The 14,031-nt window shown below is 35.5% G+C and carries 13 protein-coding genes; 11 read left to right on the forward strand and 2 right to left on the reverse strand.

Annotated features, from left to right (window positions below; all coding sequences use genetic code 11):
* Positions 1 to 218 precede the first annotated feature (218 nt).
* The 3 genes from dnaK to ES676_RS09975 all read left to right on the forward strand — a co-directional run bounded on the left by dnaK (position 219) and on the right by ES676_RS09975 (position 4,860).
* Entirely contained in the window at positions 219 to 2,123 is a 1,905-nt protein-coding gene (gene dnaK, locus ES676_RS09965) for a molecular chaperone DnaK (protein ID WP_148370178.1), read from the forward strand.
* Between the two features lie 421 nt (positions 2,124 to 2,544).
* The gene (locus tag ES676_RS09970; protein ID WP_148370179.1) at positions 2,545 to 3,495 is read left to right on the forward strand and encodes an NAD(P)H-dependent flavin oxidoreductase; all 951 of its coding nucleotides are present in this window, start codon (positions 2,545 to 2,547) and stop codon (positions 3,493 to 3,495) included.
* A 90-nt stretch (positions 3,496 to 3,585) separates the two neighbouring features.
* Positions 3,586 to 4,860, forward strand: coding sequence for a hypothetical protein (locus tag ES676_RS09975; protein WP_148370180.1), 1,275 nt, complete (start codon positions 3,586 to 3,588; stop codon positions 4,858 to 4,860).
* 13 nt (positions 4,861 to 4,873) lie between these two features.
* Here ES676_RS09975 and ES676_RS09980 read toward each other — a convergent pair whose 3' ends face one another.
* A complete protein-coding gene (locus ES676_RS09980; RefSeq protein WP_148370181.1) occupies positions 4,874 to 5,515 on the reverse strand; it encodes an alpha/beta hydrolase in 642 nt (213 codons plus the stop codon).
* 53 nt (positions 5,516 to 5,568) lie between these two features.
* Between ES676_RS09980 and ES676_RS09985 the strand changes: the two genes are divergently transcribed.
* The 7 genes from ES676_RS09985 to menA all read left to right on the forward strand — a co-directional run bounded on the left by ES676_RS09985 (position 5,569) and on the right by menA (position 12,049).
* Positions 5,569 to 5,994, forward strand: coding sequence for a PaaI family thioesterase (locus ES676_RS09985; protein WP_148370182.1), 426 nt, complete (start codon positions 5,569 to 5,571; stop codon positions 5,992 to 5,994).
* Between the two features lie 17 nt (positions 5,995 to 6,011).
* Positions 6,012 to 7,130, forward strand: coding sequence for a chorismate-binding protein (locus ES676_RS09990; protein WP_148370183.1), 1,119 nt, complete (start codon positions 6,012 to 6,014; stop codon positions 7,128 to 7,130).
* A gap of 53 nt (positions 7,131 to 7,183) precedes the next feature.
* Complete coding sequence (gene menD, locus ES676_RS09995; protein WP_148370184.1) at positions 7,184 to 8,905, forward strand: 2-succinyl-5-enolpyruvyl-6-hydroxy-3-cyclohexene-1-carboxylic-acid synthase; 1,722 nt, start codon at positions 7,184 to 7,186, stop codon at positions 8,903 to 8,905.
* A gap of 91 nt (positions 8,906 to 8,996) precedes the next feature.
* Complete coding sequence (locus ES676_RS10000; RefSeq protein WP_148370185.1) at positions 8,997 to 9,338, forward strand: DUF2853 family protein; 342 nt, start codon at positions 8,997 to 8,999, stop codon at positions 9,336 to 9,338.
* A gap of 72 nt (positions 9,339 to 9,410) precedes the next feature.
* Positions 9,411 to 10,253, forward strand: a complete 843-nt coding sequence (locus ES676_RS10005; RefSeq protein ID WP_148370186.1) for a CvfB family protein — start codon at positions 9,411 to 9,413, stop codon at positions 10,251 to 10,253.
* 43 nt (positions 10,254 to 10,296) lie between these two features.
* Positions 10,297 to 11,136 carry a 1,4-dihydroxy-2-naphthoyl-CoA synthase gene (locus tag ES676_RS10010; protein WP_148370187.1) on the forward strand — a complete coding sequence of 280 codons (840 nt, stop codon included), beginning with the start codon at positions 10,297 to 10,299 and terminating at the stop codon, positions 11,134 to 11,136.
* Positions 11,137 to 11,146: 10 nt separating this feature from the next.
* A complete protein-coding gene (gene menA, locus ES676_RS10015) occupies positions 11,147 to 12,049 on the forward strand; it encodes a 1,4-dihydroxy-2-naphthoate octaprenyltransferase (protein ID WP_148370188.1) in 903 nt (300 codons plus the stop codon).
* On the opposite strand, the gene ES676_RS10020 is transcribed toward menA, so the two are convergent.
* The gene (locus tag ES676_RS10020) at positions 12,041 to 12,934 is read right to left on the reverse strand and encodes a sterol desaturase family protein (RefSeq protein WP_148370189.1); all 894 of its coding nucleotides are present in this window, start codon (positions 12,932 to 12,934) and stop codon (positions 12,041 to 12,043) included. The genes menA and ES676_RS10020 overlap by 9 nt on opposite strands.
* 59 nt (positions 12,935 to 12,993) lie before the next feature.
* Between ES676_RS10020 and ES676_RS10025 the strand changes: the two genes are divergently transcribed.
* Positions 12,994 to 14,031 (forward strand): o-succinylbenzoate synthase, encoded by a 1,038-nt coding sequence (locus ES676_RS10025; RefSeq protein ID WP_148370190.1) that lies wholly within the window; start codon positions 12,994 to 12,996, stop codon positions 14,029 to 14,031.

Here is a 14,031-nt window from a genome sequence, read left to right on the forward strand (position 1 = left end):
TATTAAATCCTTTTACAGTTATAAACACAAAGATAGATTTTAGATCTGTAGAAACTAATTATTTTGGTTAATTACTACTTATATATGGGCTGTATTTTAGGGCTACCTAAATGGGCTAAAAAAAATAACTGACACGATGTCACATTTGTTTTGTTGGCATAATCATTGTTTTAAACAGACCGTAACATTTACAAGGCAAAATAAAAAAATATAAAATTATGAGTAAGATTATTGGAATCGATTTAGGTACAACCAACTCTTGTGTTTCTGTAATGGAAGGAAACGAGCCAGTTGTAATCCCAAACGCAGAAGGTAAACGAACAACACCTTCAGTAATCGCTTTTGTTGAAGGAGGCGAAATTAAAGTTGGTGATCCAGCAAAAAGACAAGCAGTAACTAACCCTACAAAAACAGTTTATTCTATTAAACGTTTTATGGGAACTAAGTTTTCTGATGCTAAAGAGGAATCAGGTCGCGTACCTTACAAAGTAGTAAAAGGAGATAACGATACACCAAGAGTAGATATTGATGGTCGTTTATACAGTCCTCAAGAATTATCTGCAATGATTCTTCAGAAAATGAAGAAAACTGCTGAAGATTATTTAGGAACTACAGTAACTGAAGCTGTTATTACAGTACCAGCATATTTTAACGATGCACAACGTCAAGCAACTAAAGAAGCAGGAGAAATTGCAGGTTTAAAAGTACGTCGTATTATCAACGAGCCTACAGCAGCAGCTTTAGCTTATGGTATGGACAAAAAAGGAACAGATCAAAAAATCGTTGTATTCGATTTTGGTGGAGGTACACATGATGTGTCTGTCTTAGAATTAGGAGATGGCGTATTCGAAGTATTGTCTACAGAAGGAGATACACACTTAGGTGGTGATGATGTTGATAATAAAATTATCAATTGGTTAGCAGACGAGTTTAACGCAGAAGAGTCTATGGATTTAAGAAAAGATCCTATGTCACTTCAACGTTTAAAAGAAGCTGCTGAAAAAGCGAAGATCGAATTATCATCTTCAGAGCAAACAGAAATCAACTTACCTTATATTACAGCAACTGCAAGCGGACCAAAACACTTAGTACGTACTTTAACACGTTCTAAATTCGAGCAGTTAATTGATGATTTAGTAAAGAGAACTATCAATCCTTGTCAATCCGCTTTAAAAGCAGCAGGATTATCAAAAAGTGATATCGACGAAGTTATTTTAGTAGGAGGTTCAACACGTATTCCAGCAGTACAAAAAGCTGTAGAATCGTTCTTCGGAAAAACACCTAGTAAAGGAGTAAATCCAGATGAGGTTGTTTCTTTAGGAGCAGGAATTCAAGGTGGTGTATTATCAGGAGATGTTAAAGATGTTTTACTTTTAGACGTAACACCTTTATCTCTTGGTATTGAAACAATGGGTAACGTAATGACGAAACTTATTGAAGCGAATACAACTATTCCAACTAAAAAATCACAAGTATTCTCTACGGCAGCCGATAATCAACCATCGGTAGAAATTCACGTATTACAAGGTGAACGCGCTATGGCAGCAGATAACAATACAATTGGACGTTTTCACTTAGACGGTATTCCACCATCACAAAGAGGAACACCACAAATTGAAGTAACATTCGATATCGATGCCAACGGAATCATTAAAGTTTCTGCAACAGATAAAGCAACAAACAAGTCACAAGATATTCGTATTGAAGCGTCTTCTGGTTTAACCGAAGAAGAAATTAAGAAAATGAAAGCAGATGCTGAAGCTAATGCTGAATCTGATGCTAAAGCCGCAGAAAATGCTAAGAAATTAAACGAAGCAGATTCTATGATTTTCCAAACGGAAAAGCAATTAAAAGAATTTGGTGATAAATTATCTGATGATAAAAAAGCACCAATTGAAGACGCTTTAGAGGAATTGAAAAAAGCATACGAATCTAAAGATCTTGCAGTAATAGATCCAGCTTTAGAAAAAATTAATGAAGCTTGGAAAGTAGCAAGTGAAGAAATGTACAAAGCACAGGCAGATGCTGAAGGCGGAGCGCAACCAGGACCAGATACAAATGCAGAAGGTAACGCAGACGAAAGTAGCGATGTAGAAGATGTAGATTTCGAAGAAGTTAAGTAAGCAGAGAACCAAATTTTGCATAGCAAAAATTGAGTAAATCGCTTATCTCAAATTTATTTTGGGAGATTAACGAAAGCACATTAAATATTAAAAACGCAATCATTAATTTGATTGCGTTTTTTTGTTTGATTTTTTTTAAATTGTAAGAGAACCAATACCTTCGTAAGCAGGACTCTAGTGAATCACTAATGCTCAGTTTAACTAAGTATCTTTTTAAAATAACGTTCTCTTTTTTTAGAATAGTAGGTTAGTGAAAACGCAATCATTAATTGGGTTACGTTTTTTTTATTCCCAAGCTAGGATTCAACATAAAACTATGCACGCATAATAAATTATTAGTTATATTTGTGATAGCTTTTTTAAAAGGAAGTAACATATTTCGTTTAATTTAATAAAATTTCTAATTTCTCAGGACATAAATATGCAAACAAAACTCACACAACTACTAAATATAAAACACCCAATTATTCAAGCACCAATGTTTTTAGTGTCTAATGTAGCTATGGTTACAGAAGCTATGAAAGCTGGAATTGCAGGTTGTATTCCTGCTCTAAACTATAGAACTTTAGAGGAGTTAAAAACAGCGGCACAAGAATTGAAAGCAGCAAAAGTAGAGGGTGGTGCGTTTGGTTTTAACTTAATTGTAAACAAATCTAATCTAAAATACAAAGAGCAACTTCGGGTGCTTTGCGAAGAGGGATGCGATTTTATTATTACCTCATTAGGAAGTCCGGAAGAAACTATAAATGCAGCGCACAAAGTGGGTATAAAAGTGTTTTGCGATGTCACCGATTTGCATTTTGGAGAGAAAGTACAGCGTTTAGGAGCCGACGCTGCAATTGCTGTAAATAATGAAGCTGGTGGTCACCGAGGCGATCTATCGCCAGAAGAACTTACCCGCTTATTAAGCGACACGTTAACTATCCCTGTTATTTCTGCTGGAGGTGTAGGGCATAAAGCAGATATTGATAAAATGCTTAGCTATGGTGCCGAGGGGGTGTCTGTAGGGAGTCCGTTTATTGCTTCGGTTGAAGCAGGAGTAACAGACGACTATAAACAAGCGTGTGTAGATTACGGTGCAAAAGATATTGTAATGACGCAACGTATTTCTGGAACACCTTGTACCGTAATTAATACACCTTACGTTCAGAAAATAGGAACTAAAGAAACGTGGTTAGAATCGGTTTTAAATAGAAATAAAAAGCTTAAGAAATGGGTTAAAATGATTCGTTTTGGAATAGGTATGCGCGCCACAGAAAAAGCGGCGACGCAAGCAACCTATAAAACCGTTTGGGTAGCAGGACCAAGTATAGAACATACCAAAGCCGTATTACCTGTAAAAGATATTATCTATAAATTGACTAATAATTAAGTGTTTCAACGTTTTTTTTCTCTTATGATTTGATAGTTTTACAAATTAATAGTACTTTTTAATTCAACTTAAAAAAACGTTTGTAATTGAATGAAGAAATTATTAGTTGTTCTCGGGGTGCTTATAGTCATTTTTATGGCGTTGTTATATTGGTCTGTTCTAAGTACAAATACCACGGAGCAACACTCTTTATTAATTAATAGCGATACTGTAGACACCATAAATTTTAAAGATCACGACTCTGTTATCATTGCGGCAAGTACGTTATACAAAGCCAATCCGATTAAAACGGTGATACAAGGTGAGCAATATAGAAAGGCTTGGGAAACAGCAATAAAAGTGCCTATCGTATTTCTAGATACATTGTATGGTGGTGTAAGGATAACGAAAGAAGGAGGAGGCAAGCAAACGCACTCACTTAAATTGGAGTGTAAAAACAATATTCAATACACTTTACGGAGTATAAATAAAGATCCCGAAGCACTTATTCCCGATCTATTAAAAACACTCAGTCTGGAGAATATTGTTGTCGATGGTATTTCGGCACAACACCCCTATGGAGCTATTTTAGTAGCTGAATTAGCAACTTATGCTAATGTTTTAAATACACATCCTAAAGTGGTTTTTGTACCCAAACAAAACGTTTTAGGGAAAGAGTATAACGAAAAATATGGAAATCGACTTTTTCTATTGGAATACGAAACCGAAAGCGATCACAATTGGACAGACCTAAATGATGTTGAAACAATATTAGAAACCGACGACCTTCAAGAGCTTAAGCAAAAGCACAAAGACTCTATCCTTATAGATGAAAGACAATTAGTACGCGCACGACTTTTCGATTTAATTATAGGGGATTGGGACAGGCACGCTAAACAATGGGGATGGGTAATGCAGCGCACTGACGGGAAGTTAAAAGGGGTTCCAATTCCTGGGGATCGCGATAATGCCTTTTTTAAAGCGGAAGGGCTAATTCCAACACTTTTATCTAATGAAAACGTAGTGCCTAGATTACGACCTTTCGAAGAACAAATTAAATTTATGCCTGGTTTAGTATATCCATTCGATCGCTATTTTTTATTGAAAACCCCGAAATCTGTTTTTGTTGAAGAAGCTAAAGCGCTCCAAAGTCTGTTAACTGATGCTAATATTGAAGCGGCTTTTAAAGTTTGGCCAAAAGCAATTTCAGAATTAGATAAAAAAGAGATTAAAGACAAACTCATTAAACGCCGAAACGATATAGTTAAATACGCCATAGAATTTAAAAAAGAAATAGAACGTAAAGGCGGGTTAACCGAGCCCTTAAAAGGATCGGAAGATATTGAGCTTTCAGAGAATTTAAAACACTGTTTTAGTTGTGAATAATCTATATCTATACTTAGACTAAGGCATTAATAAGTTTTATACTAACCACGTGCTTTCCTTTAAACGGAAGAATTTGTAATCGGTTACCAAAAAGGGTTTCGGCTTTGTGCAGCTCTTCTTTAATTCTTGTTTCGTTTAAATATTCATCTTCTGTACCGTAAATTAAAGTAACCCGAGTGTTTTCATCTAAATAAGAAAAGTCATCTGGCGTTAATTCTTTTGGTATGCCTCCAGAATGTAGTACCAATTGCGCACATTGTAATTTATTCTTTACAAGATATCTAGCAGCTACACTTACGCCTTGGGAGTAGCCAAAAAAGAGGAGGTTTATGTTATCTGGCAGTTGTTCTGCTTTTAAAACAGCATTAAAATAGGCGTATATATTTTCGGTTTCTATCGCTGTATTTTCCTTCGTTAACCAACTTGCACCAACGTGTTTAAAATTTTTACTTTGGTAATATTTACTTTGCGCTTGTGGTGCGATAATGTAATTTTCTTCCGGATTTAATTGTGAAAAATATTTAATAAAATAACGACTTAAATAGCCCATCCCGTGGCAAACAAACCATACGTTTTTAGTGTTTTCGGTTAACGTGTTTAAAGTGGAATAAGAATTTTTAGAAACGTAAGAAATTTCTTTTTCAGTAGAATTCATTTTAGGCTTAGGTTTTGTTTCGTATTTTTACAGAACAAAAATACTTTAATTTGATGAATTTATCAAAAGCTGAAATTTTAGCGCAAGCAAATGCGGCGTCTAAGAATACATTAATGGAAACATTAAACATTGAAATGGTAGATTATGGTCCAGATTTTCTAGTGGCGAGGATGCCAGTAGATTCTCGAGTGTATCAACCAGACGGTGTTCTACACGGTGGTGCAACGGCAGCTCTAGCTGAAAGTGTGGGGAGTTTTGCATCGCATATTTTTATGGACGTCGACAACAAATTTGTTCGAGGTATTGAAATTACCGCGAATCATTTAAAAAGTGTTACCGAAGGTTATATCTACGCCAAAGCCACTTTTTTACACAAAGGAAGCACGACGCAACTACTGGATATTAGAGTCACCGATGACAATGATAATTTAGTGTCTATTTGCAGGCTTTCAACTATTTCTTTACCTAGAAAGAAGTAAACCTTAAACTAAATTCAATGACTTTTAGCTCGCTTTTAAATAGTGCCGAAGTATATTTTAACGACGCGCTACCATTTGTTATCTATAGAGAGCCCAATGCTACAAATGTAAAAGGGTTGTTTCAAAACAATGATACTGTTTATAATACCATAGATTATAGCGAGAGAGGTTTTGTATTTGCTCCTTTTGATACTATCGAAAAATCTATTCTAATTCCTTTTGATAATTCTGAATTTTACGCGGTTCCTGTAGCCTACGCTGAGGTCTCTTTGAATACAACAATAAGCGATTCGACCACTAAAATTGATAAAGAAGTACATATTAATCGTGTTAAAAAAGCGATTGGAGCGATGCAGTCGGGAGCTTTACAGAAAGTAGTCATATCCCGAAAAGAACGTGTAGATGTTAAAGCAGCCGATTTTATTTCTATTTATAAACGGTTACTCAATAATTACAAAACGGCTTTTGTATACTGTTGGTACCATCCCAAAGTAGGTATGTGGTTGGGTGCAACTCCAGAAACTTTATTAAAGACTCAAGGGAATAGGTTTACAACAATGTCTTTAGCCGGCACCCAAAAATATGAAGGCACTGAAGCTGTAGAATGGCAAGCCAAAGAAAAGGAAGAGCAACACATTGTTACCCAATTTATAACTTCCAATTTGGAGGCGGTCTCAAATAATTTAAAGGTCTCCGAGTTACAAACAGTTAGAGCAGGCGGTGTATTACATTTAAAAACGGAAATTTCAGGGAGCGCAAACACTCGTTTTTTAGACCTGCACGCGGTACTTAACGCACTGCATCCTACACCGGCGGTTTGTGGAGTTCCTAAGTTATTGGCAAAACGTTTTATTTTGGACAACGAAAACTACAACCGCGAATTTTACGCCGGTTTTTTAGGTGAATTAAACTACCAGGAAAAAACCAATAGAAACCCCAAATTACGCAACGTAGAAAATAGCGCGTATGGCACGGTAAAAACGGTTTCTAATGTCTACGTTAACTTGCGCTGCATACAACTAAAAGAGTCCGAGGGCTTTATTTATGTTGGGGGAGGCATCACAGCCCGTTCTAATCCAGAGTTAGAATGGGAGGAAACGATTAATAAATCTAAAACCATTAAAAATAGCTTGTAAACATTTTAAATCGTTGCCCTTTTCCGTAAATTTACACAACGATTTATTGTGATATGAAATACCCGAAAATTCCGTTAGCTCAAACGGTTCTTGCGCTTTGCAAAGCTAAAAATATTAAGCACATTGTCTTATCTCCAGGCAGCCGAAACGCCCCATTAACTATTGGGTTTACGCACGACCCTTTTTTTAAGTGTTATAGTATTGTAGACGAGCGCTGTGCTGGTTTTTTTGCATTGGGAATTGCTCAGCAATTACAAGAGCCCGTGGCTGTAGTCTGTACGTCGGGGAGCGCTTTGCTTAATTATTACCCAGCGGTTTCCGAAGCTTTTTATAGCACTATTCCTTTGGTGGTTTTATCTACGGATAGACCGCAATCTAGAATAGGCATCGGCGATGGACAAACGATTAATCAGCAAAATGTTTACGCAAATCATATTTTATATTCGGCTAATTTAACCGAAGATAGTAATGAAAATATGTCGGATGCTGAAAAAACGTCAATTAAAGACGGTATCTATGAGCAATCTATTATTCAGAAAAAAAATGAAATTGGCATTAATGAAGCGCTAAATAGGGCGATTTTAAAACAAGGCCCTGTTCATATTAATATTCCATTCAATGAGCCGTTATATGATATAGTTGAAGAATTATCGGTAGCACCAAAAAATAGTATTCCCACTGAAAGCACTGCGAAAGATGAAGATTTATCGTCTTTTGTAAATGACTGGAATACAGCCAAGCGTAAGTTGGTGTTGGTGGGTGTAAGTGCACCAAATATAGTCGAACAACAGTACTTAGACCAATTAGCAGCCGATGAAAGTGTATTGGTTTTAACGGAAAGCACATCGAATATTCATCATAAAAATTTTATTCCGGGAATCGATAAATTAATTGGCGCACTAACTTGCGAGGAGTTTGAAACGCTTCAGCCAGACCTATTATTAACTTTTGGAGGTCTGGTCATTTCAAAAAAGATAAAACAATTCCTACGTAAATATCAGCCAAAACAACATTGGCATATTGGCGAACATACTGCTAATGACACCTTTTTTATCTTAAATAAAGTGTTTAAATACCCAGAAAACGAGTTCTTTTCTAAGTTTTTAGGTGCAACAAAATCAGTTGAAAGTAATTATCAGTTGGTTTGGTTACGTGAAATGGAAAGCAGACGAGAGAAGCATAGTGCATATGTAAAAGCGATTCCGTTTTCAGATTTTAAAGTTTTTGATTCTGTTTTAGAAAGTATTCCTAGTCATAGTCAGTTGCAAATCGGGAACAGTTCGGCTATTCGCTACGCACAATTATTCGATTTGGACCCTACTTTAAAAGTGTTTTGTAATCGCGGAACGAGTGGTATAGATGGAAGTACGAGTACCGCTATAGGTGCCGCAGTGGCTTCGAAAGTACAAACGGTTTTTATAACAGGAGATTTAAGTTTTTTCTATGATAGCAATGCGTTATGGAATAATTATATCCCAAACAATTTCAGAATAATTATTATAAATAATAGTGGTGGCGGAATTTTTAGAATTTTACCGGGACATAAAAACACAGAGAATTTTGATACTTATTTTGAAACTAAACACCATTTAACGGCTAAGCAGTTGTGCGAGATGTACCATTTAGATTACCAGTCGGTTTCTAATAATGATGAGGTGCAAACAGCATTAAAAACTTTTTACGAGCAAACCGATAAACCACGGGTGCTAGAAATTGCCACACCGAGTACACAAAACGACGAAATTTTACTAAAATATTTCAGTGCAATCAAGTAAATTAATGTTTATGTACATTTTTAGCTTTTATAAAAAAAGCATCGTAAAATATTGTATATTTAACACATTAAACAACTAAAAATCAATAATTATGAGTAAACGTGACGAACTAATCACTAAATATGCCGCAGATTTAAAAGACAAATGTGGTGTTAGTCCAGATATGGATTTTTTAACCAAGGTAACTATTGGCTGCGGACCTTCAATTTATAATAAAGATGCAGCGACTGTTTCCGGTACCGATGAGTCGGAATTATTAACGGTTAAAAATAACTTCTTAATTAAAAAATTAGGTCTTAATGACAATGCAGATTTAGATAAAGGTATAGATTCGGTTATGGAAACGTACGGGCGTTCTAACAGAAACAAGTACAGAGCTGTGGTTTACTATTTATTGGCAAAACACTTTAAAAAAGAATCTGTTTACAAATAAAAAATATAATAATTTGTTATAAGCGGTGCAACATTTGTTGTAGCGCTTTTTTTATATAACTATCTTTGCAAAATGATACAAGTAGGAAAATATAATACTCTAGAAATATTAAGAGACACAGAACCGGGATTGTTCTTGGGCGATGAAGATGATAATGAAGTGTTGTTACCCAACAGATATGTTCCAGAAACCTTTGAATTAGGAGATACTTTAGAGGTTTTTATCTATTTAGATAATAATGAGCGATTAGTTGCTGTAACCGATAGACCCTATATTTTAAGAGACCAATATGCAGTTTTACGTTGTAACGCTGTAACGCCGCATGGTGCGTTTTTAGATTGGGGAATGGTTAAAGAATTATTCTGCCCGTTTAAAGAGCAGGCGTTTCCAATGAAAAAAGGAGGATGGTATCTTGTACACTGTTATTTAGATGAAAAAACAGAGCGATTAGCAGCTTCAAGTAAAACAAATCGTTTTTTAGACAATACAGAATTAACAGTTGCTGAGTTTGATGAAGTCGATTTAATCGTTTCTCATCCTAGTGATATCGGGATGAATGTTATAGTAAATAACAAACATACGGGCTTAATTTATAAAGATAATATTTATAAAGAGTTAAGTATTGGCGATAACATAAAAGGAATCGTTAAAAAAATTAGACCAGGTAATAAAATTGATATCGCTTTAGGGCAAATAGGGTATAGAAACATAGAGCCAAATGCACAACGAGTTGTTGAAGAACTTCAAAATAATTCTGGATTTATTGCTTTAACTGATAAATCTACTCCCGTGGCTATAAAGGACGTACTTCAAATGAGTAAAAAGAATTTTAAAAAGGCTGTCGGATCTTTATACAAAGAAAAAACAATCACTATTAAACCCGATGGTATTTATTTAAATGAAAACCAATCATAAATCGCTAGTTTGTGAATTTTAGTGTTCAAAAAAACAGAAAGTAATGAGCGAAATAAAATGGATAAAAGTTAAAGACTTTGAAGACATCACTTATAATAAATGTAACGGAGTAGCACGAATAGCGTTTAACAGACCTAATGTAAGAAATGCATTTAGACCAAAAACAACAAAAGAATTATACGAAGCTTTTTACGATGCGCAAGAAGATATAAGTATAGGTGTTGTTTTATTATCTGCGGAAGGCCCTTCAACAAAAGACGGAATTTATTCGTTCTGTTCTGGAGGCGATCAAAAAGCGAGAGGTCACCAAGGCTATGTTGGCGAAGATGGTTACCATCGTTTAAATATATTAGAAGTACAGCGTCTTATCCGTTTTATGCCAAAGGCAGTTATTGCTGTTGTTCCGGGTTGGGCCGTTGGAGGCGGACACAGTTTACACGTGGTTTGCGATTTAACGTTAGCTAGTAAAGAACACGCTATTTTTAAACAAACGGATGCCGATGTTACGAGTTTTGATGGCGGTTACGGTTCTGCCTATTTAGCAAAAATGGTAGGACAGAAAAAAGCACGTGAAATTTTCTTTTTAGGTCGCGACTATTCTGCTCAGGAAGCTTACGATATGGGAATGGTGAATGCTGTAATTCCTCATGACGAATTAGAAACGACGGCTTACGAATGGGCACAAGAAATTTTAGAAAAGTCCCCAACGTCCATCAGAATGCTTAAATTCGCTATGAATTTAACAGACGATGGTATGGTAGGACAACAGGTATTTGCAGGCGAAGCAACACGTTTGGCCTATATGACAGAGGAAGCTAAAGAAGGAAGAGACGCCTTTTTAGAGAAAAGAAAGCCTAATTTCCCGAAACAGTGGATTCCATAGTCGGTTATTTATGAATAGATTTTCCATTTGGTTATCTGCAATTAGATTAAGAACGTTACCACTTTCTATTTCGGGCATTATTGTAGCCGGTTGTCTGGCCGAATACAATGGTGTTTTCGATTGGTTAATTTTCTTACTTGCCATTTTGGTAACTTTAAGTTATCAAATTCTATCTAATTTAGCTAACGATTACGGCGATGGTGTAAAAGGAACAGATAACAACGACCGTATTGGTCCGCAACGGGTTATACAAAGTGGTGCAATCACTCCAAAAAGTATGCTTAATGCTATTAGACTGAATGTTTTTATAAGTATCATTTTAACTATACTTTTAATATTCATGGCTTTTGGCTCTGAAAATCTATTGTTGATTCTTTTATTTTTTGTGTTAGGTATTCTGTCTGTAATAGCCGCAATAAAATACACGGTTGGCGATAGTGCTTATGGTTACAAGGGTTTGGGTGATATTTTTGTATTTATATTTTTTGGGCTGGTTAGCGTTATTGGTGGTTACTTTTTATTTGCCAAACAAATAGATCACGTAACGTTTTTACCAGCGATTAGTATTGGTTTGTTAAGCGCAGGAGTTTTAAACCTCAATAATATGCGTGATATCGAGAGTGATATTAAATCTAATAAAATTACTAAAGCGGTTAAATTAGGAGTTAAGCGCTCTAAAAATTATCACTACTTTTTAGTGGTTGGAGCACTTATTAGTTCTTTTGTATTTGGTGTTTTATACTATACCTCGCCATTTAATTTGGTGTTTATTCTAGCTTACGTTCCCATAATTAAGCATATAATCACAGTTAAGAATAATACACGCCCCAGAGATCTAGATTCCGAATTAAAAAAATTAGCACTTTCTACCGTTTTGCTATCTCTTTTATTGGGTGTAGGGCATTTATTTTAATTGGTCTTTAAGCCATTCTTCTTTTAGATCTTGCGAAGATTTCCCCGTACCATTATGTTTCCATCCCGGCGGTTTTAAAAAATACAGTACTCGATGTTTCAGTGACTTTTTGCCGGTAAACATATCTGTAAACAAATGCGACCACTCTAAAAACGCGATTTTTAAAGGATTATAAGTGTTTATATTTGTTACTAAACCGTACACTACTTTTTCGGTGTTTAACTCCGGCTGAAAAGTGCCAAAGAACTTATCCCAAATAATCAATATCCCAGCGTGATTTTTGTCTAAATACAACGGATTGCTACCGTGATGTACTCGATGATGCGATGGGGTGTTAAACACAGCTTCAAACCATTTAGGTGTTTTATCGATAGCTTCGGTATGAATCCAAAACTGATAAATTAAACTCACGGACATCTGTAAGGCTATTAACCCGGGATGAAATCCTAAGAACGGTAGCCAACACCAAAAGATGAAAGAGTAAAATCCGCCCGACCACGTTTGCCGTAATGCCGTACTTAAATTATAGTATTGCGACGAATGATGCACCACGTGCGAGGCCCAAAACAAGCGACATTTGTGCGAAACTCTATGAAACCAATAATAAGACAAATCATCCAAAAAAAACAGGATAACAAAACTCCACCACGTTATAGGAATGGTAAACAGTCTAAAATTTTCATAGATAAAGAACAACGCGGCAAAAATAATAAGTTTGCTAAAAAAGCCTAGAAATACATTTCCTAATCCCATAGCAATAGACGATGCGGCGTCTTTAGTATGGTATCCCTTTAATCCACGCTTAGTAACAACGTAAATTTCCACGCCCATTGCGATTACAAAAAAGGGAATAGCGTATAAAATAGGATCAGGAAAATCTGCCATTTAAAGTTTGTGCTTATCTCACTAAAGTACAAAAAATATTAACTATTTTTGATAGACTTATGAAAGCAAATTATTACAAGCATATTTTAGAATTTAAACAGCCTAGCGGGACATCGCGAGGCGTTTTGAAAACGAAGGAAACGTGGTTCATTATTTTAAAAAAGGACAATCAAACGGGAGTAGGCGAATGTGGTATTTTAAGAGGATTGTCTATAGATGACCGTCCGGATTACGAACCACAATTAAAATACACCTGCGAAAATATTGGAGAGGGATTAGCTTCTCTATGGTCTAAAAACATGGAGTTCCCAAGTATTCAAATAGGTTTAGAAATGGCTTTTAAATCTTTAGAAGCGTCGCATCCTTTTCAATTATTTCCTTCAGAATTTACAAAAGGAAAAGCATCGATTCCTATAAACGGATTGATTTGGATGGGTACAAAAACGTTTATGAGTAAACAAATAAAAGCTAAAATTGACGCTGGATTTTCGTGTATTAAAATGAAAATTGGAGCCATCGATTTTGAAACAGAAATAGAATTATTGAAGTCTATTCGGCAAGAGTTTTTACCTAGCGATATTGAATTACGTGTGGATGCGAACGGTGCATTTACAGCAGAAAATGCGTTAGAGAAATTAAAACGCTTAGCAGAGTTACAATTACATTCTATCGAGCAGCCTATAAAACAACATCAAAAGGATGCTATGGCACATTTGTGTGCACACGCTCCTTTGCCGATTGCTTTAGACGAAGAATTAATTGGCGTGTTTTCAAAAGAAAAAAAGCAAGAGTTATTGCACTATATTAAGCCGCAATACATCATTTTAAAACCTAGTTTTGTCGGCGGTTTTAAAGGTACGGATGAATGGATTGAGTTAGCCAAAAACCAAAATATAGACTGGTGGATTACGAGTGCGTTAGAAAGTAATGTCGGTTTAAACGCTATTGCACAATACACGCATTTAAAACAGAATAATAAGCCTCAAGGTTTAGGGACAGGGAATTTATTTACTAATAATTTCGACTCGCCTCTGGAAGTGAAAAAAGGAGCTTTACATTATAGTACAACTAAGACATGGGATTTTAACTTAGATTAA

Source organism: Bizionia saleffrena, assembly GCF_008086175.1.
Taxonomy (GTDB): Bacteria; Bacteroidota; Bacteroidia; order Flavobacteriales; family Flavobacteriaceae; genus Bizionia; species Bizionia saleffrena.

Excerpts from the sequence above, each read along its gene's own strand:
- ES676_RS09985 (WP_148370182.1), top strand. The coding sequence starts at position 5,569 with ATGAATTTATCAAAAGCTGAAATTTTAGCGCAAGCAAATGCGGCGTCT.
- ES676_RS09970 (WP_148370179.1), top strand. The coding sequence starts at position 2,545 with ATGCAAACAAAACTCACACAACTACTAAATATAAAACACCCAATTATT.
- ES676_RS09990 (WP_148370183.1), top strand. The coding sequence starts at position 6,012 with ATGACTTTTAGCTCGCTTTTAAATAGTGCCGAAGTATATTTTAACGAC.
- ES676_RS09975 (WP_148370180.1), top strand. The coding sequence starts at position 3,586 with ATGAAGAAATTATTAGTTGTTCTCGGGGTGCTTATAGTCATTTTTATG.
- ES676_RS10010 (WP_148370187.1), top strand. The coding sequence starts at position 10,297 with ATGAGCGAAATAAAATGGATAAAAGTTAAAGACTTTGAAGACATCACT.
- ES676_RS10005 (WP_148370186.1), top strand. The coding sequence starts at position 9,411 with ATGATACAAGTAGGAAAATATAATACTCTAGAAATATTAAGAGACACA.
- ES676_RS09980 (WP_148370181.1), bottom strand. The coding sequence starts at position 5,515 with ATGAATTCTACTGAAAAAGAAATTTCTTACGTTTCTAAAAATTCTTAT.
- menA (WP_148370188.1), top strand. The coding sequence starts at position 11,147 with ATGAATAGATTTTCCATTTGGTTATCTGCAATTAGATTAAGAACGTTA.
- ES676_RS10000 (WP_148370185.1), top strand. The coding sequence starts at position 8,997 with ATGAGTAAACGTGACGAACTAATCACTAAATATGCCGCAGATTTAAAA.
- ES676_RS10025 (WP_148370190.1), top strand. The coding sequence starts at position 12,994 with ATGAAAGCAAATTATTACAAGCATATTTTAGAATTTAAACAGCCTAGC.
- dnaK (WP_148370178.1), top strand. The coding sequence starts at position 219 with ATGAGTAAGATTATTGGAATCGATTTAGGTACAACCAACTCTTGTGTT.
- ES676_RS10020 (WP_148370189.1), bottom strand. The coding sequence starts at position 12,934 with ATGGCAGATTTTCCTGATCCTATTTTATACGCTATTCCCTTTTTTGTA.
- menD (WP_148370184.1), top strand. The coding sequence starts at position 7,184 with ATGAAATACCCGAAAATTCCGTTAGCTCAAACGGTTCTTGCGCTTTGC.